The organism is Mesorhizobium sp. P2_F5 (assembly GCF_056403715.1).
In genome coordinates this window covers 114,942-134,581 of the sequence record NZ_JBFUEY010000020.1, presented here as the reverse complement: position 1 = coordinate 134,581, position 19,640 = coordinate 114,942, and the positions used below count along the sequence as shown (strand labels likewise).

Sequence of the window (19,640 nt, the reverse complement as noted above, 5' to 3'; positions counted from 1 at the left end):
GAACTACACATAGAGACGACCTCCGTTGAGAGTGTCAGTAATTGCACTATACGACGAGAAGCGGGTGCGGGCGCGGTGCGCGCGATAAATCGCACGACACCGCACGTCAAGAGGCTTGACTTGGAAATACTGCATATTTCTTTTCTCCTATTGTATAGGCGCAGAGACGCCGACCGGATCATTGCTGATCCAGCCGGAGTTATTGAGTAAGACTTACGCTTTACTAGAGGAGGGAACGCCAGCGACGCATTTCCCAATGCGCCGGATCATAGATCGTTTCCCAGTCGCCGCCCCAGTCGATACGCAACTGGTTACGCGCGGCGACGTCCTTACCGATATGACCGATAAGGTTCCATTCGGCGCGGGTGAGGTCCCACGCGCGCCGAGAGTGCACTATGTCAACGGCCATGCCGTAATTGTGCGGGCTTTCGCCGGCTTGCGCACGGCTGTTTCCCGCCGCATACGCGGCATCCTGAGCGCTGCTAGAGCGGATGAAGGTGAAGGCGAACATAGGGACGCCAAGCGCCCGTAGCTGCCTCTGGAAAGCGTCGTGGAACTTGACAATTTCCGGCCTGGAGCCTTCCCGCGAAGCGCGGAGTTGCTGGCCGGCGTATTTCTCGCCCATCATAAACGCACGATCGCGCAGGCCGAGTAGAACAGTCTCGTTCTCGGGCGAAGCCTCCCGCGAAGGGAGGAGCGGAGCGAGCCCCGCGAGGGCCTTGAGTGCCATTGGTGGTTCCCTTCCACGTTGTTGATACAGGGCTATGGACATGAGAGCGGCCCGGACACGCATGCCCGAGCCGCCGCGTTCACCAGTTGCCGGCATCCGGCTTATTCGCCTTCGCCGCTTGGTTCACCGGCACCAGCTGCCGGCCCCGCGTCTGCATCACCGGCAGCGTGTAGCTGTTGTCCCGGCCTGTCCGCTGGAATGCCGGCCTTGCCGCCTTTCCCTTTAGCGTCTTGAGGTAATTTTTCACGTTTCGCAGCCGGCTGCTCATGAACTCCGTTGCCATCGTCTTCCCTTGCTCCTGTCGGGATCGCCGCAAGCCGGCGCGCTATCTCCTCATCCATGGTGCGCAAGCGCGCCTCCATGTTCTGGTTCATGAGGAATTCCATGTATTCCACTTCGGGGTTGCGCTGGCGCCGGTGAGCGATCTTGAGGAAGCTCTCACCCGGATGCGCGGACTCGAGGTCGAACACCTCAAATTCCGGAGCGGAAAAGGCGATGTCCTCGCCTTCCGCGATCTCGGGAATAAGCGAGATGTCGCCGGCAGCCACGCCGATTTCGAGCGTGGAGACGCCGGGCGGCGTGATGGTCAAGAACTCCTGTTTGACCTCGCCGTCAGCGGTGACGCGTTCAACGGCCCAGTAGGCCGGCGCAGAGGCGCGCAGATCGAGCCGGATAGTCCGGGCCTTGTGCGGCGAGAAGCTCAGCTTGTTGCCGGGAATGAGGAAGGTCCAGCGGCCAAGGTCCGCAATACGAATGACATTCGACATAGTTTTTCACTCCGATTTTTCTTGCAGCTGCAAGAATTTTTGAGGGGAGGGGAGGGGGCGTTATTGCCCCCATCCCGGTTAGGACTGGATAAGCCGGGTCTGATCGACCACGGCGAGGACCTTGGTGTAGTCGTCAATGCTTTCGACCAGCGGCGGCCCGAAGACGGTATTTCCTTCGATCAGGAAATCGCCCTGGCTGGTGCATTCGAACGGGTCTTGCGCCGTGACGACGAAGACAGAAGTGTTCATGTTCGTGCACAGGTAGAAGTCCGGGCCGAGCGTCGGGTTTGCCGTCTCGACAGCCCAAAGGCGCTGCCGATCCTCGTCAAACGCGCCGCCCGGCGTGGGCTTCCAGAACTTGCCGCCGATACGCGGCTGCATAACGTTCCAGCGGTAATTGAGAGGCGCGTAGCCGAACGTTCCAGCCGGCGTGGCGTGCGCCGTATCGACATAGCGATTAGGCACCGCCTCGACCTTTTCCGGATCCAGAGTGTCCCGGAGGTAGTGCGGGAACGCGCCGCCAGTGTTGGCATTCGTGCCGGCAACGACCGGATAGTGATAGAGCGGGTCGGCCTGACGCTCGAACATCTGTTCGGGCGTGATTTCGGCCACAATCATGATGATACCGCCGACAGGAACGCGCGGCGTCTGGATGGCCATGTCCACCATCGTTGCGCCGTTGACGACGCTTTCAGTCAGATTTGCGGCGTCCGACGCATAGCGCTTGGACATGCCGAAAATCGTCGTCTGCTCACCGAGCAGCATGGGCTGACGCAACGCCTGTTCGGGGATGGTCAGGCCATCCATGAGCATGTTGATCAGGTAGTTGTCGTCCAGTTCGTTGTACTGGGTGCGCATCCGGGCGAACGCCTGCGTCTGCTTTGCCATCTCGATGTTTGCGAGCGAAACGGTAATGCCGTTCGCCGCCATCTCGGCGAAGATTTCCGGAACGCCGAGCGCCGTCGGCGTGTTCGTCAGTTTGATGGCGAACTGGTTGCCGGCGTTTTCGCCCTGCGCATAGGTCGGCGTGGTGCCGCCCGTTTCGCGCACCGCCGTACCCGGCACGCCAGTGCCAGTGACGCCGGTCTTGATGCCGATACCCTTGACCGGCAGCTTGGTGTTGACCACGTTGAGCGCCACGTTGCCGTCGATCAACGCTTGATCGAAGTCCGGCACCACGTGCTTGAACTGCTCATGACGCCAGAAGGCCGGCGCAAGAGACTTGTCGGTCAGAGCCCGCAGCGTCAAATCCGGAGAGCGGTTCTTGGCCCGGAAATTCCAGATTTCGTTATAGGCCTCATGATAGGCGAGGGTGGTAACGTCGCCGGTCTTGGCATGGAGGCCGAGGTAGACCTTGATGTCGTCAGCGGTCACCGAATTGTGGGTTTCGCGCTGAACGAAGGACTGCACCGGGCCGCCCGCATATTGTTCGGTCCCGTCATAAGCGCGGTTCACCGCATCGACGCTGTCGAAGCGTGTGAACGCAGACCAAGGGACGAGGTACGCCTTGACCGAGACGTAGACGGCATTCATGAGAATTTCAGCCGTTTCCATCATTTCGAAGGTAAAGCGGAGACGGCCCGAGCGCACGGCGTCCTCACGGAGCAGCGGCACGGCGGCAATGGGAACCATCTTGCCAGCGGGGAGGGAGGTGATACCCCGCGCCGTGTGAACACGGTTGGAGCGGTTGACCATAATCGGAGTGGTCAACATGCGGTTCATGCGGAGCATGTCCCCCGACTGGGGGGCGATCTCAGCGGAGCTTGGGCGAGTAGCCATTTAATCGACCTTTCAAAGAGCGCGTAACGCGCGTTGATTTTTTGGAGATTGCCCGGAACGTCCGGGCGACGGCCTTGCGCCGCCGTTGACAAGCGGCGCACGGCATCAGTAGCCGCCGAGGGGACCAGCCCCGTAAGTCGGCCACAGGGGCGGAAGCTGGAAGTTGTCACCAGCCGGCAGATTGCCCGACGAGGGAGGGGCGTTCCGCCTGGAGGGTTTGAACCACGGCACGTCAGGGACGGACCCGCTGTCATAGTCCAGCATGTGGTCAAGCCCGCGCGAGATCGCACGGCCCACCCGGTTCGGCCTACCCGGAGCGTCAGGACGCCCGAGGTTTGCCTTGAAGTCGGCGGACGCGTTAACAGCGCCGCCTATCCAGCCGCCCGCATCGGAGTAACGAGCTTCCCATGCGTCGCCGTCGACCATGCGACCGTCGATCACACCGCTGAACCCGGCGAGCGGGTTTGTTGCGGTGAGCTTGCCGGGCTGGATGCCCGAGCCGGACAAGCTGGCGGTGCCGGGATTGCGCAGGACCGGGCCGGATGGCGTTGAGGCCGTCCGATACATGCCCGACTGCGCGTTGAGATTGCCGATTTGCGCTTCGACATATCGGCTTTCTTGATCCCGTTTCGCATCGGCGAACGGATCGAAGTTTGTCAGGAAATTCCCGGCTGCGGAGAGGGCGGCAGACAGGCCGCCAGAGCCGGGGGAGGTAGTCGACGTGAACCCCGCAGAGCCACCGTTGCGGATGGCAGTGAGGGGGTTGAAGCCAGCAGCCTCGCTATCGCGAACCATGCGGGCGTAGTCGACGTGGGAAGTAGTTTCTTCCTTACCACCGCCGAAGAGGCCACCGAGGATGGAGGCCGCCCCGCCGATGAGAGCTTCGATGAACTAGGCCCCCTCCTTATCGACGTCGGGGGTCAGCCAGCGGGTGCAGAGATCGATGCCGACCAGAAGCACGGCAATAAGGCCGTTTACGATCTGGTCGATCATATCGCCGTCCATGCCCTTGGCGAGCAGATAGGCAGCCAAGGCTGTGCCGATCCGGGTCACCAAAGGGGTCAGGACATGGCGAAGAATTGCACTTTTGTACATTCGCTTTCCTTTCCATTTTGGTTCGCCTCAGTTCGGAATATGAATTAGTCGCATAAGATAGATTATGGAACTTGCGCATTGGGCTGCAGCCGGGAATTGCTGCTGATTTTCATAGGCTTGGCACGATTGATGTGTGTTGCCTTGAGCAGATAGCCAACGTTACGCTGCCTGGATGACCACAACAAAGCGCGATATCGAAGCTGCGATCGAAGTGTTCGTGCACGCTGCTGCGGACGGAAGGTTTTTTCGTCCAGCCGCTGCGCCAGATACCGAATCCGCCGGCTGTCGTTTCGCCAGAATTCGTCTCGATCGAGCGCGTGCAGACAGTCTAACGAGCGGCGCAGCTGGCAAAGATCATCCGCAGGCGGCCAATCGCGGCCGATCTGCTCGGCGACGGCGCGCCGTTCCGCCAATATGTGGCGGTCGATGGCGACGCTATCGTCGGTCGTGTGCGCAGCGTGGATGCCGTGGGCGCCAGCTGGTGTTCGGCCATGTATGTCGAGCCTTCGCACCGGCGTCGCGGCATCGGCCATGCGCTGATGTCTAAAATGCTGCAGGACGACCGGGCTTGTGGGTCGCGGTGCTCGGTGCTGATGGCAACGCATGCCGGGGCGCTGCTTTATCCCCGCATGGGCTATGAGCGGATTGGAACGCTGCTGATATTCGGACCGAAGAGCCGAACACCCTTATGAGAGGTTTGCCGTATCACGCTGATTCATAAGGAATTTCGATTACCATGCCGTCATAGGCTGGGACCACGGTGTCCGGCGTCTCGGCCATCACCGTGGCATAGTCGAGCGGCACGTGCATATGCGTCAGCACGGCGTGTTTCGGCGCCAGTTTTTCAATCCAGCCGAGCGCCTGGCCGAGCGACAAATGGCTGGGATGGGTGTGGTACTGCAAGGCATCGATGACCAGCATTTCCAGGCCGCGCAGCCGCTCGGCTGTGGCATCCGGGAAATCGCTGATATCAGGGCAATAGGCCAGTCCGCCGATGCGGAAACCGAGCGAAATGATGTCGCCATGGATCTGCGGCAGCGGCTCAAGGGTGAGGGCACCGCCCTCGCCTTCGATCGTTACCGGCCTGGCGTGATCGATGATGTGCGGCCTGACGATGGGCGGATAAGAGCTGCCGAACGGTGTCTCGAAGCAATAGCCGAACGCTTCGCGCAGCCTAAGCATGGTTGGCTGGTCGGCGTGGACATCGATCAGATGGCGTTGCTCGAGCACGTAGCCGCGCAGATCGTCGATGCCGTGAATGTGGTCGGCATGTGGGTGCGTGTAGACGACGGCGTCGATGCGCCGGACCGCCGCCATCAGCATCTGCTCGCGGAAATCAGGCCCGGTGTCGATGACCACCGTGGTCCTGGAGCCATTGGCCGCAATCCGCTCGACGAGCGCTGCGGAGCGCGTGCGCCGGTTCCTTGGATTGGTTGGATCGCAATTGCCCCAATCGCCGGTGATGCGCGGCGTGCCGGGCGACGAGCCGCAGCCGAGAATGGTAAGGCGCAGCCGGTCGCTCATGCGTCAGAGCCCGGAGGGCCGCGGCATCTTGCCGAACAGCCGGAAGAAATTCGCGGTCGTCAGCGTCGCGATGTCAGCCTCACTGACGCCGATCGTTTCGGCCAGCACCTTGGCCGTATGAGCGACATAGGCCGGCTCGTTGCGTTTGCCGCGGAACGGCACCGGCGCAAGATAGGGCGCGTCGGTCTCGACCAGCAGCCGGTCATGCGGCACATCGGCTGCGATGGCGCGCAAATCGGCCGAGTTCTTGAACGTCAGTATGCCCGAGAAGGAGACATAGCCGCCAAGCGCCACGCCGACCTCGGCCAGCCGGCGCCCCGAGGAAAAACAGTGCAGGATGAAGGGGAAGGCGCCCTTCCCTGTTTCGTCCTCGAGGATGGCAGCCATGTCGTCATCGGCGTCGCGTGAATGGATGACCAGCGGCAGGCCGGTTTCGCGCGCGGCGGCGATGTGGGTACGAAAGCCCTGTGCCTGCGCGTCGCGCGGCGCCTTGTCGTAGTAATAATCGAGGCCGGCCTCGCCGATCGCCACCACCTTTGGATGCGCGGACAGGCGCACAAGCTCCTCGGCCGTCACATCCAGCTCTTCTCCGGCATTGTGCGGATGGGTGCCGACCGAGCAGTAGACTTCGTCGAAACTCTCCGCGATCTCAAGCACTTGCGGAAACCGCTTCACGCGGGTCGAGATGGTCACCATGCGACCTATGCCGGCGGCCTTGGCGCGAGCGACGATGGCCGCCCGCTCCTCGGCGAAATCCGGAAAGTCCAGATGGCAATGGCTGTCGACGAGCATCAGGCGCTCGCCTCCGGCATTTCGACATAGCGCGGAAAGACGCCCTCCGGCGCGGGCAATGCCGTGCCGGGCACAAGTGCGTAGTCGGCGTGGACATGCGCAAAGTCACGATTGTCTGCCGGCACCGCCAGCAGATCCAGCAGCTTGCCGGCCGACCCCGGAATGTAGGGCTGGCACAGCAACGCCACGCGCCGTACTAGCTCGGCGGTCGTCCACAGCACCGTTTCCATGCGCGCCGGATCGGTCTTCTTCAGCGCCCAGGGTGCCTGCGAGGCGAAGTAGCGGTCGGCTTCCGCCACCACGCTGAAGATCGCCGCCAGCGCCAGATGGATGCCCTGTTCCGCCATCGCCTTGCGCGCCGTGGCAAGCGCTTCCACCGCCTGGTCGAGGATGGCGCCGTCGGCATCCAGGAGGTCGCCGCGCTGCGGCACCACGCCGCCGCAGTTCTTGGCGATCATTGACAGCGAGCGCTGCGCCAGATTGCCGAGGCCGTTGGCAAGGTCGGCATTGGTGCGGTTGACGATCGCTTCATGGCTGTAGCTGCCGTCCTGGCCGAACGGCACCTCGCGCAGGAAGAAATAGCGCACCTGGTCGAGGCCGTAGTGCTCGACCATGGTGAAGGGGTCGACGACGTTGCCGACCGACTTCGACATTTTCTCGCCGCGGTTGAACAGGAAGCCATGTGCGAACACGCGCTTGGGCAGTTCGATGCCCGCCGACATCAGGAAAGCCGGCCAGTAGACCGCATGAAAGCGGACGATGTCCTTGCCGATGATGTGCGTGGCCGGCCAGTAGCGCCATTGCTCGGCCTTGGTGTCGGGATAGCCAGCGGCGGTGATGTAGTTGGTCAAGGCATCGACCCAGACATACATCACATGCTTGTCATCGCCGGGCACCGGCACGCCCCAATTGAAGGTCGTGCGCGAGACCGAGATATCCTTGAGGCCGGACCTGACGAAGCTCATCACCTCATTTCGGCGCTCGGCCGGACCGATGAAATCGGGCTGGTTTTCGTACAGCGCAAGCAATTTGTCCTGGTAGGCTGAAAGCCGGAAGAAATAACTTTCCTCCTCGTTCCACTCGACGGGCGAGCCAAGCGGCTCGCGCCGCACACCGTCGTCGCCGAGCGTGGTTTCGCTCTCTTCGAAATAGGCCTCCTGGCGGACCGAATACCAGCCGCTATAGCGGTCGAGATAGATGTCGCCATTGGCGGCCATCGCCTTCCAGATCGCCTGGCAGGACGCGTAGTGGCGTGGTTCCGTCGTGCGGATGTAGTCATCATTCGAGCCGCCCATCGCCTCGGTCATCGAACGGAAGATCGCTGAATTGCGGTCGGCCAGCGCCAGAGGCGTGATGCCTTCCTTCTCGGCTGTCTGCTGCATCTTGAGGCCGTGTTCATCGGTGCCAGTCAGGAAGAACACGTCCTTGCCGTCCAGGCGCTGGAAGCGGGCCAGCGCGTCGGTGGCAATTACGGTGTAGGCGTGGCCGATATGCGGCTTGCCGTTCGGATAGAAAATCGGCGTCGTGATGTAGAATGTGTCGCGTGACATGAATGAACCGTCATGAATGTCCGAATTGAATGTGAGGCGGTGGATATCGCATCGAGACGGCGATTGCCATCCCGACCCGAGGCCGGATCCGGTCACATTCGCATTGCGGAATTCAGGCGGTCGATCATGGTCAAGGCGTGCTGCTTCTTGTCGAGATTGTAGGTATCGGTCTCAGATATAGCGTTCAGCGCCTCGTGCCAAGTGTCCGACAGGGTTTTCGCCCGCCGGAGGTCGCCGGCCAGTGCTGCTTCGCTGGCGCCCGCCGAGAGCAGATCCAGCGCACGGCGGTTGAAGATGTCGAACTGGATCGCCTGGTCGCGGCCGGCGACGGCCTCGGCAAGGCGATAGGCGCCGGCAACGTAGTTTTTGCCGGCCGTCACCAGCGCGTCGAGCGTGCCGGCAATCTCCAGCCCGCCATATTGGGTCAAAAGGATCGCATTGCGGGCGCTGCCCCCCGCCCGCTCTGCCAGAGCCGCGCGCGCCGCCGGATCGGCCGGCGGCGGCGGCTCGACGGTTTCCAGAACGCTCATCAGGCTGCCGGCATCGAGCGGCGCCAGCCGCACCATCTGGCAGCGCGAGCGGATCGTCGGCAACAGGCTGCCCGGCGCATGGACGATGAGGATGAACAGAGTGCGGGTCGGCGGCTCCTCAAGGTTTTTCAGCAAGGCATTGGCGGCGTTGATGTTCATGTCGTCGGCCGGATCGACGATCACCACACGGTAGCTGCCGTCATGCGAGGTCAGCGACAGGAAGCGGTTGACCTTGCGGATCTCATCGACGGTGACGACGGTCTTGAAGCTCTTGGTCTTGTCGTTCAGCGGCCGCGTCAGATGCAGCACGCCGGGATGCGCGCCGGTGGCGATCTGGCGAAACAGCGATGAGGCCGGATCAGGAACGGCAAACACGTCCGGCGCCTGCTCAAAGGCCGGATGCTTCAACAGATGATGCGCCAGATGAAAGGCGAGCGTTGCCTTGCCGATGCCGACCGGCCCGGCAAAGATCAGCGCATGCGGCAATTTTCCCGAGCGATAGGCGGCAGCGAGCATCGCGGCCGCCTGCTCATGGCCGACCAGACGCGGCGTTTCGGACGGCTCCGGTACACCGTCCAGCGTGTCGTGCTGTTCGGGGGCGATGCGTTCGAAGATCATGCGGGCGCCGCCTGTCTGTTGCGCGCCGGTGCCCTCGCCTCAAGTGCTGCGAACACGGCCGCCGTGACGACGTCCTCCACCGTATCGGGAGACGCCGACGCATCGATGACGATACAGCGGTCCGGCTCGGCGGTGGCAATCGCCAGGAAGGCATCGCGGCGGCGCTGGTGGATGTCCAGCGTCTCCTTTTCGAAGCGATCCGGACCATCGTCGGCACCACGCCGCGCGGTGGCGCGCCGCAGGCCCTCGGCGGGGTCGATGTCGAGGATCAGCGTCATATCAGGCATCATGCCGTTGATGGCGACCTCTTCCAGCGCTTCCATGAAGGCCGGATCGAGGCCGCCGGTGACGCCCTGGTAGACGCGCGACGAATCCAGGAAACGGTCGCACAGCACGATGGAGCCGCGCTCCACCGCCGGCCGGATAACCTGCTCGACATGGTCGGAACGCGCGGCGGCAAACAGCAACGCCTCCATCTTCGGCCCGAACGGCTCGGCGGCGCCGGACAGCAGGACATGCCTGACCGCCTCGGCGCCGGGTGACCCCCCGGGTTCGCGGGTGACGACAACATCATATTTCTTGGCGCGCATCTTCCCGGCCAGCCGCTCGATCTGTGTCGACTTGCCGGCGCCCTCGCCGCCTTCGAAGGTGATGAAAAATCCGCTTGCCAATCGAAAGGCCTTTGTCCTGCTTTGCGTTGACGTCATAGTCCGCGCCTGAGAAAAGGTCCACGCCGCAGGAGTTAACGCAGCCAGCCTACCGCCAGTTCCTTGGCGGCATCCAGCGCGCGTTGCGGCAATGTGCCGACGCCGACCGATTCGGCGGCGAAAAGCGGTGTCTCCTGGCTCAGCGTGTCGCCGATCCAGATGCGCAGCGCGCCGACAGGCTGGCCCTCCTCCACCGGCGCCGACACCGGCCCCTGATAGACAATCTTTGCGGTCAGCTTGTCGCGGTTGGCGATCGGCAACAGCACGTTGATCGGCGCCTTTGCCTTCAGCGCCACGCCGGATTTGGCGCCGCCGAACACCTGGGCCTCGCCGACCACTTCATTGCTGGCGAAAATCTCGGTCTTCTCGAAAGATCGGACGCCCCATTCGAGCAGCTTTCGCGCCTCCTCGGCGCGCTCGCGATCGTTCGCCAATCCACTCATCGCAGCGATCACCCGGGTACCATCATGGCTGACCGAGCCGACGATGCCGAAACCGCCCGCCTCGCTTGAACCGACTGCCAGCCCGTCGGCGCCGATGCCCATGGCCAGCAGCGGGTTGCGGTTCCTTTGCGAAATCTTGTTCCAGGTGAAATCGGCCCGGCCATAATAGAGGTAGAGATCGGGGTACTCACGCCACATATGCAGGCCAAGCTGCGCCAGCTCGCGCACTGTCGTCTGCTGACCGTCGGCCGGCAGGCCGGTCGAATTGACGAATGTCGATTTCGCCAGCCCGATCTGGCGGGCGCGATCGTTCATCTGCGCGGCGAAATTCTCTTCGGAGCCCGCCATGCCCTCGGCCAGCACCATGCAGCCGTCATTGGCGGCCTGTATGGTAACGCCCTGGATCAGGTCCTCGACCCGAACCGCCGATTTGAGCTTGGCGAACATGGTCGATGTTCCCGACGGGGCGCCACCCTTGCGCCAGGCATTCTCCGAGACCACGAAAGTGTCGTCGAGGGTTATGCGCTTCGACTTGATGGCGTTGAAAACCAGCTCCATGGTCATCAGCTTGGCCATCGAGGCCGGCGGTATCGGTTGGTCGGCATCCTTGGAAAACAGCACCGTGCCAGTCTCGGCATCGATCATGAAAGCCTGCGTGGCCTTGGTCTCAAAAAGCTGTGCGTTGGCCGGAGCCAGCGCTGCCAGCACGAGACCGAGACCCAAAAGCCCGGCAAAAGGGTGGACAAGGAGAAATCGCATGAGAGGCTCGACCCGTTGGCCTGCAGGAAACGTGCGGCAACGCTATCAGGCTTCTTCCCGGCGGATCAACCGCGCAATGGCAAAGCCGGCCTTGTAGATCAGTTGCGCACAGCCAGCGCGTCCGGCGCGCCATGCGACCATGCCGCGCGCAGGAGATCGTCGACATTGCCGTGGCCATCCGGATAGAGATTGACCGCGTACCAGTCATTGCCGTCGAGTTCGGTGCTCTGGATTTCGGTCCTGCCGAAGGGTTCGAGGGCCGCCGCCACCCGCTTTGCCTCGGCGGCATCGTCGAAGGAGCCGGCCGCGACATAATCCGAGACAGCGGGCGCTTCCTGCGGGTTGGATTTTTTCCACGATTGCAGGATATCGGCCGGCGACATGCCCTGGTCATCAAGGGCAGCAAACACGTCGGCGCGTTGCACGCGTTCATCCGCATAGGACAACGAAGCCACGGAAAAGGGCGATTCCGGACGCTGAGGCACGATCGGACCGAATTCGGGCAGTGTCACATCGCTTGAAGCCGGTGCCTGCATCGACATCACCGGCTGCGTCTCGGTGCCGGAATTCGTCAGCTGGCCGGGAAACGGCACGGCGGCAGGTGGTGCGCCAACAGATAGGCTAGGCGATGGGCCGGCCATCGCCACCATGACGCCGGTCGGCAAGCCATCCGACGGGTCCGGTATCCGGTTGCCAGGATGGTAGGATGCCATCAGATACTGATCGTCGTCGCCATCGAGCGGAGCGCGGCCGACATATTCAACCTTCACCTTGACGGTCCCAACCTTGGCGTAGTCGAGCATCTGCGCGGCACGCTCCGAGACGTCGATGATGCGGCCTTCATGGTACGGGCCGCGGTCGTTGACGCGCACGATAACCGAACTGCCGGTTTCGAGGTTGGTGACACGGGCGTAGCTCGGCAGCGGCATGGTCGGATGCGCCGCTGTCAAATGCGTCATGTCGTAGACTTCGCCATTGGCGGTCAGCCGGCCGTGGAAGGCATCGCCATACCAGGAGGCCAGACCGACCTTGGCGTAGCGTTTTTCTTCCTTGGGATAATACCACTTGCCGCGCACCTGATAGGGCTTGCCCAACTGGTCGCGACCGCCGCCGCGCCGCATGTATTGGACGCGCGGGCTGGCTTTCACGCCATATTCGGTCTCGGCAAAATATTCCTTCGAGCGAGGCTTCCGGGGGTCGACCATGGCCTTCGGTTGCGGCGACGCGCACGCGGCCAGCAACACAGCCGAAAGAGCGCACAAGACCAAAGCAGGAGCGCGACGAAGACGCCTGTGCGTCGTGGTCTGCATGTTTTCTGATGTCCCCTACCGTGTCGACACAGGCGCCGCTTTTAGAATTCGGCGGAGCCAGAGCAGCAATGCCTGCGACGCGCCAATCCCCATCCCCTTGTGCGCAGGAATTGCTTATCAGCGTATTAATCGATTGTGTCCAGAACCGGGCGAGATTGTGGCGTCGCACCGGCGGCTGCACCGAGGCCTGTCGACGTCAGACCTATCATTGCGGCTCGACGGACGAGACTTCCTGCGCTGTCACTTGCGACAGCTTCTGGCGCTTTACCAGGATCGGCCTCTCGTAGGTCTTCTTCATCGTTTTCCCCCGTTTGCTCTTATTTAGGAAACACAGATTGGCTGGTGTTTCGCCGCATTGTCAATGTTCGGGGCAGAGCGGTGGGATCGTCCGCGGCAAAGCCCCCGGCCAGGACTCGATTGCCCTGACCGGGAGAAGTATGGTTGTTAGGCAGGTATCAAGACGGCGATGCGATGTACGCCGACCACCTTGCTTGTATTGGTCGCCTCGTCGGTCTTGCCCTTGGAGCACGTGTATACGTCGCCTTCCTTGAGCTTGAATTCCTTGTCCGCTTTCTTGATCGTGAATGCACCTGCGGTGATCGTGCAGACCATGTCGTTGTCCATCATCATTGCGGGAGCGTGTGCCCCGGGCTGAAACACGACGTCGACGATTGAAATGCTCTTGTAAGCAGGAATGTCGGAGTTTCCTGTGCCGACCTCCACGACTCTGACGCCTGGGGCAATCTCCTTGCCTTCCTTCGGGCCATATTTCTTGGTCTTCGCAGACGCTACCAGGGTGAACAGAGGCGTTACCACAGCGGCCGTAACACCGAGCGCAATTGCAGACCTGCGATTCATAGTTTTCATCGCGTCCTCCCATATGTCGGTCACGCTTGAATATGCGGGACGGCTCGTATTTTAGCAGATATGCATGTACTTGGCGCTGGCCATTTGTCACCCGCCGTGCGCGCACTGCATGAAGCGAGCCTGAGCCGCACGAACCGATCGAGCTTGATAAACTGCCACTTCTCATCACGACGGATACGCACCTCGTGCCGGGCCTCCCTCGTCGCCATTAAAGTCCAGTTCGTCGCCGTTCGGCTCGATCGAGGAGATCGGATCGCCTTCGCGCCAGTCGGTAGCAATGCCGGTCCAGCCAAGGTCAGGCTCGCCTTCCGGATCGTTCCACATGTTCTGCTCGACCTGGCCAGCGAGGCGTTGATCTACATACGAAGGAGAGAACGACCGTGGACCGCGTTTTTTGACGATCTGATGCGGCTGCATCAGACCCAAGCGAGATAGAATCGGCTTCGCTTGCCATTGAGGTGGCAATCGGTGTCGGCATTGGTCTGGCCGTCGCTGGATAAAGAAAGCCCGGGAGCCGAAGCCGCCGTCAATTATTGCCAGTTCGAAAACCACGGACTGGTGTCATACCCTAAGCGCGGATTATAATGATCCAGGAAGTTTGCGCCCCCATTTGACGGTCGCGCAACAACGGTGCGTGTCGATTTACAATCCGGTTTCGGGGTCCGCTTGCTGCCAGCCTTCATATGAGCTGCAGAACACGAGGTTGCAGCCTGAGTGGTGGCCACCTTTTTCTTCTCTTTCGCAACAGCCGCTCCGGTGGCGGCCAATACCATTGCTACGCCAAAGACAACAAGTTTCATTGAAACGCCCTCACCCTGCACAATCCGAAATGATTGCGCCTAGTTAGCGCTACGTCAACGACATTTTGTCCGCAACGACGGCGAATAGTGCCAGTAAAAAGAGCCCGCCACCGTAAAGCAGCGGGTTTGGTCGAGCCACAAGTTGTGGCTTCACCAGAGCTAGGCTTCGTTTCGCCGAACTGAAGCGCACCGCGCGCGGCAGGCCGAGGAGCAGCTGCGCCTGGGCATTCGTCCGGACGCGGACAGCTTCGTTGTCGCTCAGGTCGACGGCCAGCCCCTCCAGCCCCGCTCCCTCACGCATGAGTGGGTGCGCGTTCTCGGCAAGACTCCCTGCCCCGGATCCGCTTCCATGATCTTCGGCATGCCCATGCCACGCAAATGCTTTCAGCCGGCGTTCGTCCGAAGATTGCGAGCGAGCGCCTGGGCATTCGAACATCGGCATAACGCTAGACCTCTATTCGCATGTTATGCCAGGAATGCAGGCAGACGCGGCAGAGCAAGTTGACGTCGCGTTGCAGGCGGCTATAAGCGACAACCGAAAAGGCAAATAGTTGCAAAGCGCGTAGCAAAAGGCTTTCCTTGGCCCTATACCGATTACCAAAAGCGCAATGATTGCAATTAGTTGGAGGGATGGCCGAGCGGTTTAAGGCACCGGTCTTGAAAACCGGCGTGGGTGCAAGCCCACCGTGGGTTCGAATCCCACTCCCTCCGCCAGTCTGCTTGATTCTATCGCTTTTTTTAGCTTTTTTATCCCGTTGCCATAACCAACAAAAAAGCCCGCCGAAGCGGGCTTCTTTGGTATTTGTCGGGAACACTCAGGCCGCTAGTTCGGCGGCCCACTCAGGCGTCAACAGGCAAACCGCCCAGGCGGCTTTGTCAATTGGCTTAAGGCTGTCGCCCAGTATCATCCGGTCTCTATTCGGATCTACGGTTGCGAACGATCGCACACCGTAGACTTCGCCTAGCCGTCCAGCGCGACATGGTGGGCCTAGGCGCTTGCCTCTTGATGGTCGCGCTCGGCGCCTACGTGCTGCTGCGCTAGCGCCCCTTCACCTTCGGCGTAGTCTCCTCGATCCGCACCTTTGGCTTCCGCGATCACACCATAGGCTAACGCGATCACGGCAGTTCACAATACATCTACAAGCGGTCGATTCCTTAGGGATGTAGCCGCTCCCATCAGAGGTCCGTCGCGTGGGGGCACGCGGCGGACTGCTGGTGGCCCATGCGGCCGATATAGCGCGGCACATGGAGCATCGCCAGACGACGGCGGGTTTGTTTAGGCTTTCCTAACGTAAGAACGTGTCTTGCCCGTTTCGGGAACGGAAGGAGCCCCATTCTACAACACGTTATATCGGCGTATGATCCCTTGCCGGCCGGCTCGGCTTGTAGGATTATAGTCCTGTTACGGCGAACCCCTTCAACGGAGATCGCCAATCGCCAGAACCAAACCTTCAAAACAGCTTTCGCAAGACCAAATCGCGCGCTTCCTGGCGGCAGCGGAGGCTATGCACAAGAAGCATCGTTGGCCCGCTTCTAGATTACCACTGCGAGCACTACCGCGCGCTACGTGAGATCCATGAGCCGCTGTTGAAATCGATCGAGAAGATCACCGGCAAGAGAGCGGAATTCACCCAGTGGAACGGGACAGGGCCGGCGAAGCCGCCTTCGGCTGGGTAGCACCCCTGCTGTTAGCAGGAAACGGGTGGCGACAGTCGGAGCCTGAGGCAACATTGATCTCGACAAGCGGTCGCTCCCATGTTTCCTCTGCTACGCGCGCTTCATGCCCATGCCGCAAAATGTAGCCAGCTGGCTGTTGCCGACACGCCGGCCGGGATGCGAGTTTCGCGTGACATATCAGTTCGAGGGTGAGGCCTATGTCTATGGACCGAATTATTCCGATGACTGCAGCGATCATGTTTGCCGCGACCGGCTTGGCCAACGCCCGGCCGGACACGCGCAAGATGAGTTGCGGAGAGCTTCAACAGATGATCCAGAGCCGCCACGCCGTGGTGCTTTCCACCGGACCAAACACCTATGACCGCTATGTCAGGCAGTTCGGCAACGAGTGCGACTGGCCGCAGGTACCGATGTCGGCCTATGTCCAGACCCGTGATGGACGCTGCCCACTCTACCGTTGCGACGAGCCGGTTGGCCGCATCCCATGATGGCGACTGCCGGCGAAAGACCTTGCCGAAGCTGGCTCAGCCGGAACTCGTCGTAGACTTTGTGGCGATCAAGCGCTTTGCGCGCTTGGGATTCTGGCTGGAGCCCTGCCGGGTGAAGCATTGCCGCAGTTCGCTTGCCGACAACTATTCCTGCTGGAATTGACAGGGCCAATCTTCAGGCCTCGTCAAGCCAGAAGGCAACTCGGTCCGGGCGTCTCCGCAAGCCATGTTGAACTGCCATTGGGACAGACCCGTCGAATTGGAAAGATCGAGGCCCTCGATACGGGTCAGAAAGAAAAAAGCGCCGTCAAAGTCTATCGGCGCGGTGAACGTCGCTCCTCGGAAGTCCGCCCGCGCGAGATTGGCAAACGAAAAGCGGCTGCCGCTGATATCGGCGTCATGGAACTGCGCACGCCCCAATTCCGCCTTTGTGAAATCAACATTGGTCAGATTGGCGTCCTGGAAATTCGAGCGCTGCACTTCCGCGCCCGCAAACACAGCGCCCTGCGCGTCCATACGGCTGAAGTCGGTCCTGTAGGCCTCGATTTTGTCGAACCGGGCGCCTTTGGCGGTCGAGCCGGCCAGGGAAGCACGCACAAGCGTTGCCTTCTCAAAATTTGCCGCAAGGAGATTGCTGTTCCTGAGGTCGGTCGAAGTGAAATCAACACCGAACAGGTTCGCCCCGCTCAGGTCCTGTCCTTCTAGGATGAGAAGCTTTTTGTCACACTCCTGCCAATTGACGCCAGGCGCGGCGGCTGCGTCGCAATTTTGAGCGGCAGTGGCGTTCTGCGAAGCAAATACAATGCAAACCGCTAGAACCAAGCCGGATGCGCCGTAAGCTCTGGTTCGTCTCAAAGTCATTGTTGCTGAACCTCTCTGCTACTCGCCGACAATCAACCTTACCACATCTGCTGACACTGGGAGCGACTTCGACCATGCATCCAGAGTGGGCTTCGGCCCCGCCAACCAGCCTTGACCGGCAACTGTGGGAAGATACGCCGCGCGCAGCGCGTCAACCAGTTCGTCGAAGCGCTGCCTCTGATCTTTGGTAAGTTTGATCTGGCCCTCTCCCCTCTGACTGCGATCGTTCTGCTTCTCTTCTTCTACCACCAGTGTAGCAGGAGGCGTGCCTTCTCCCCTGCCTCTGCGCTCGCTGGGCCGCGGTCGGGCCACTCGCGCTCGTAACCCGGCTTCGAGCCGAGATAGCCGATCGCATTGTTCACTGAAATGGAAAAGCCCAGCGCGGTGGCTGGGCTCTCCAAAGTACTCCGGACCGGAATAGTTTTCAGTTACGGTTCGGCGGCTTGTAGCTCTCCCACCGCGATAGATCGGTCTCGATGTCGAAGCGGGACGCCTCGAAGTTGGTGCCGCTGATGACCTTGTTTTTGCCGTCGATCAGCCGATACAGCTCGTCGTTCTCGACATCGTCGACAGGGCGGGTCGATCGCACCACCCGCAGCCATAGCGATCGTGCTCGATCGCAAACGTCCTTGACCTGGCTCATTCCTTCCTCCCGTCAGTCTCCGTGCTGCTCGAGGTTTTCATCGCACACGCGGTCCCGGCCGGGGCCCGCCCGGGCTCGATCGGTGCGCTCAACGTGCGCCTGATCTATGATCCCGTCAATGTCATCGCATCCAGATCGCTTCGTCCGAGACCGGATATTTGAAGTGCTGCTGGTAGTCGGATCGTCTCCATGAACCCGCGATTCAAGGCGCAACAGCTAATTTAGTTCCGGAACATTTTAGGCAAATTGAATGTTCGAAGGATATGACGAAATTATCGGACCTTGATCCGCCGATGCGAGGAATTGCCCGGCCAAGCTTGTTCGCCTAACGGCGATTTCCGGACATATCCCGTTGCCCCAAAATGGTACTCCGGTTGATTTTCGACCCGAAATATGCTCGTTCTCCCGCCCATGAAAAAACTATTCTTTGCGGCCCTGGCCTCGGTAACGCTAGCCTGGCCCGCTCACGCAATGGACGCCGCCTTGCGCGCCGGCCTGCTGAAACTTGATCCGCAGACCCGTCTGGAACAAAGATGCGACGCCGAGGTTCTGGACCGCATCAGCCATGACGATCACAAGTACAAGGCCGACCGCGTCGTAGCCTATGCATTTGCGACGCCGGAAATGAAAGCCGATGCCATCCGCAGCCCAGGAGCGGCCTTCCGCAGCAAGGGCCAATGGTACCGGTTGAAGTTCAAATGCGAGACGGCGCCCGACCATATGGAGGTCCTGCAGTTCCGTTACCACATCGGTGACGAAATCCCGGAAGCCGACTGGGCGAAATACAATCTCTACGACTGAATTTTCCTACGAGCAGGGTTCTCTCTGGCAGAACGAGCTTTCGCTATTCCTGAGGTTTTTTGGCCTTGCCCGTGGCGGTCTCTTGACGCGCGTGAACCATACACGTTAGGGCGTCGGCATATCCGACGACGAACACTTAGCGAGCAGCAAGGGCCTCCAGTCGATGGACATTTTCAGCGCCGCAAGCATGACGGCCCTCCTCCAGGTCATCGCCATCGATCTGGTGCTTGCCGGCGACAACGCGATCGTCATCGGCCTTGCCGCAGCCGGTCTTCCGGTCGAGCAGCGCAAGAACGCGATCCTCATCGGCGTCTTGGCGGCAACCGTGCTGCGCATCCTGTTTGCCGCCGTCACCGTCAAGCTGCTTGCCATTGTCGGCCTGCTACTGGCCGGCGGCATCCTGCTGTTGTGGGTGTGCTGGAAGATGTGGCGCGAGTTGCGCACGTCGCATGCCGACGAACAGGAGGCGACCGAGGCGCTGGCCAATGCCGACCTCGACGGCGACAAGACTGTGGCGACCGGCAAGGCGCGCAAGACGCTCGGCCAGGCAGCACTGCAGATCGTCGTCGCTGATGTCTCGATGTCGCTCGACAATGTGTTGGCGGTCGCCGGTGCGGCGCGCGATCATTTCCCGGTGCTGGTCATCGGCCTCGTGCTGTCGATCGCCCTGATGGGCCTCGCCGCGAGCTTCATCGCCAGGCTTTTGCATCGCTACCGCTGGATCGCCTATGTCGGCCTGCTGATCATCCTCTATGTCGCGCTGGACATGGTCTATCGCGGCGTTGTCGAGGTCTGGCCGCATGTCAGTCCCGTGGTGAGCTGACGCTCTCGGTCATATAGCTTCTGTAACAGCACGGCGCCTGCCTGAAGCTGCGGTCGCGTTCGCCGCAGCCGCTGCC

23 protein-coding genes and 1 tRNA gene are annotated in these 19,640 nt (G+C 61.2%); 5 read left to right on the top strand and 19 right to left on the bottom strand.

Annotated features, from left to right (window positions below):
• Positions 1-223 precede the first annotated feature (223 nt).
• From AC1DYO_RS24590 to AC1DYO_RS24565, 6 genes are all read right to left on the bottom strand, one after another.
• Positions 224-730 carry a M15 family metallopeptidase gene (locus AC1DYO_RS24590; RefSeq protein ID WP_477267049.1) on the bottom strand — a complete coding sequence of 169 codons (507 nt, stop codon included), beginning with the start codon at positions 728-730 and terminating at the stop codon, positions 224-226.
• A gap of 101 nt (positions 731-831) precedes the next feature.
• Entirely contained in the window at positions 832-1,497 is a 666-nt protein-coding gene (locus AC1DYO_RS24585) for a hypothetical protein (RefSeq protein WP_477267048.1), read from the bottom strand.
• Between the two features lie 78 nt (positions 1,498-1,575).
• The gene (locus AC1DYO_RS24580; RefSeq protein ID WP_477267047.1) at positions 1,576-3,219 is read right to left on the bottom strand and encodes a hypothetical protein; all 1,644 of its coding nucleotides are present in this window, start codon (positions 3,217-3,219) and stop codon (positions 1,576-1,578) included.
• 162 nt (positions 3,220-3,381) lie between these two features.
• The gene (locus tag AC1DYO_RS24575) at positions 3,382-4,071 is read right to left on the bottom strand and encodes a hypothetical protein (RefSeq protein WP_477267046.1); all 690 of its coding nucleotides are present in this window, start codon (positions 4,069-4,071) and stop codon (positions 3,382-3,384) included.
• A gap of 96 nt (positions 4,072-4,167) precedes the next feature.
• Positions 4,168-4,371, bottom strand: a complete 204-nt coding sequence (locus AC1DYO_RS24570) for a hypothetical protein (protein ID WP_477267045.1) — start codon at positions 4,369-4,371, stop codon at positions 4,168-4,170.
• Between the two features lie 62 nt (positions 4,372-4,433).
• Positions 4,434-4,904 carry a hypothetical protein gene (locus AC1DYO_RS24565; protein ID WP_477267140.1) on the bottom strand — a complete coding sequence of 157 codons (471 nt, stop codon included), beginning with the start codon at positions 4,902-4,904 and terminating at the stop codon, positions 4,434-4,436.
• Here AC1DYO_RS24565 and AC1DYO_RS24560 point away from each other — a divergent pair.
• The gene (locus AC1DYO_RS24560; RefSeq protein ID WP_477267044.1) at positions 4,788-5,063 is read left to right on the top strand and encodes a GNAT family N-acetyltransferase; all 276 of its coding nucleotides are present in this window, start codon (positions 4,788-4,790) and stop codon (positions 5,061-5,063) included. The two genes, AC1DYO_RS24565 and AC1DYO_RS24560, sit on opposite strands and share 117 nt — an antisense overlap.
• Positions 5,064-5,076: 13 nt before the next feature.
• Here AC1DYO_RS24560 and AC1DYO_RS24555 read toward each other — a convergent pair whose 3' ends face one another.
• From AC1DYO_RS24555 to AC1DYO_RS24505, 11 genes are all read right to left on the bottom strand, one after another.
• A complete protein-coding gene (locus AC1DYO_RS24555; protein WP_477267043.1) occupies positions 5,077-5,895 on the bottom strand; it encodes an MBL fold metallo-hydrolase in 819 nt (272 codons plus the stop codon).
• A gap of 3 nt (positions 5,896-5,898) precedes the next feature.
• Positions 5,899-6,687, bottom strand: coding sequence for a TatD family hydrolase (locus tag AC1DYO_RS24550; RefSeq protein ID WP_477267042.1), 789 nt, complete (start codon positions 6,685-6,687; stop codon positions 5,899-5,901).
• Complete coding sequence (metG, locus tag AC1DYO_RS24545) at positions 6,687-8,237, bottom strand: methionine--tRNA ligase (protein WP_477267041.1); 1,551 nt, start codon at positions 8,235-8,237, stop codon at positions 6,687-6,689. Before metG ends, AC1DYO_RS24550 begins: the two co-directional genes overlap by 1 nt.
• A 92-nt stretch (positions 8,238-8,329) precedes the next feature.
• Positions 8,330-9,385 carry a DNA polymerase III subunit delta' gene (locus AC1DYO_RS24540; protein WP_477267040.1) on the bottom strand — a complete coding sequence of 352 codons (1,056 nt, stop codon included), beginning with the start codon at positions 9,383-9,385 and terminating at the stop codon, positions 8,330-8,332.
• Positions 9,382-10,056: a dTMP kinase gene (tmk, locus tag AC1DYO_RS24535; RefSeq protein ID WP_477267039.1), complete on the bottom strand. Its 675-nt coding sequence runs from the start codon at positions 10,054-10,056 to the stop codon at positions 9,382-9,384. The genes AC1DYO_RS24540 and tmk overlap by 4 nt, the downstream gene beginning before the upstream one ends.
• Before the next feature lie 71 nt (positions 10,057-10,127).
• Entirely contained in the window at positions 10,128-11,294 is a 1,167-nt protein-coding gene (locus AC1DYO_RS24530) for a D-alanyl-D-alanine carboxypeptidase family protein (RefSeq protein ID WP_477267038.1), read from the bottom strand.
• A gap of 98 nt (positions 11,295-11,392) precedes the next feature.
• On the bottom strand, positions 11,393-12,604 hold the full coding sequence (locus AC1DYO_RS24525; protein WP_477267037.1) for a septal ring lytic transglycosylase RlpA family protein: 1,212 nt from the start codon (positions 12,602-12,604) through the stop codon (positions 11,393-11,395).
• A gap of 205 nt (positions 12,605-12,809) precedes the next feature.
• A complete protein-coding gene (locus AC1DYO_RS24520) occupies positions 12,810-12,902 on the bottom strand; it encodes a putative RiPP precursor (protein ID WP_477267036.1) in 93 nt (30 codons plus the stop codon).
• A 146-nt stretch (positions 12,903-13,048) separates the two neighbouring features.
• Positions 13,049-13,471, bottom strand: a complete 423-nt coding sequence (locus AC1DYO_RS24515) for a hypothetical protein (protein ID WP_477267035.1) — start codon at positions 13,469-13,471, stop codon at positions 13,049-13,051.
• A gap of 165 nt (positions 13,472-13,636) precedes the next feature.
• Positions 13,637-14,023, bottom strand: coding sequence for a hypothetical protein (locus AC1DYO_RS24510; protein ID WP_477267034.1), 387 nt, complete (start codon positions 14,021-14,023; stop codon positions 13,637-13,639).
• Positions 14,024-14,320: 297 nt separating this feature from the next.
• Positions 14,321-14,713, bottom strand: a complete 393-nt coding sequence (locus tag AC1DYO_RS24505; protein WP_477267033.1) for a hypothetical protein — start codon at positions 14,711-14,713, stop codon at positions 14,321-14,323.
• Positions 14,714-14,895: 182 nt separating this feature from the next.
• On the opposite strand from AC1DYO_RS24505, the gene AC1DYO_RS24500 reads away from it, so the two are divergent.
• Positions 14,896-14,985 (top strand) — tRNA-Ser (locus AC1DYO_RS24500).
• Positions 14,986-16,169: 1,184 nt separating this feature from the next.
• Complete coding sequence (locus AC1DYO_RS24495) at positions 16,170-16,436, top strand: hypothetical protein (protein ID WP_477267032.1); 267 nt, start codon at positions 16,170-16,172, stop codon at positions 16,434-16,436.
• 144 nt (positions 16,437-16,580) lie between these two features.
• On the opposite strand, the gene AC1DYO_RS24490 is transcribed toward AC1DYO_RS24495, so the two are convergent.
• Both AC1DYO_RS24490 and AC1DYO_RS24485 read right to left on the bottom strand, forming a co-directional pair.
• Complete coding sequence (locus AC1DYO_RS24490; protein WP_477267031.1) at positions 16,581-17,297, bottom strand: pentapeptide repeat-containing protein; 717 nt, start codon at positions 17,295-17,297, stop codon at positions 16,581-16,583.
• 424 nt (positions 17,298-17,721) lie between these two features.
• Positions 17,722-17,940 carry a hypothetical protein gene (locus AC1DYO_RS24485; RefSeq protein ID WP_477267030.1) on the bottom strand — a complete coding sequence of 73 codons (219 nt, stop codon included), beginning with the start codon at positions 17,938-17,940 and terminating at the stop codon, positions 17,722-17,724.
• 393 nt (positions 17,941-18,333) lie between these two features.
• Here AC1DYO_RS24485 and AC1DYO_RS24480 point away from each other — a divergent pair, with 393 nt between their 5' ends.
• Positions 18,334-18,741 carry a DUF930 domain-containing protein gene (locus tag AC1DYO_RS24480; protein WP_477267029.1) on the top strand — a complete coding sequence of 136 codons (408 nt, stop codon included), beginning with the start codon at positions 18,334-18,336 and terminating at the stop codon, positions 18,739-18,741.
• A gap of 163 nt (positions 18,742-18,904) precedes the next feature.
• Complete coding sequence (locus tag AC1DYO_RS24475; protein ID WP_477267028.1) at positions 18,905-19,564, top strand: TerC family protein; 660 nt, start codon at positions 18,905-18,907, stop codon at positions 19,562-19,564.
• The last annotated feature ends 76 nt before the right edge of the window (positions 19,565-19,640 follow it).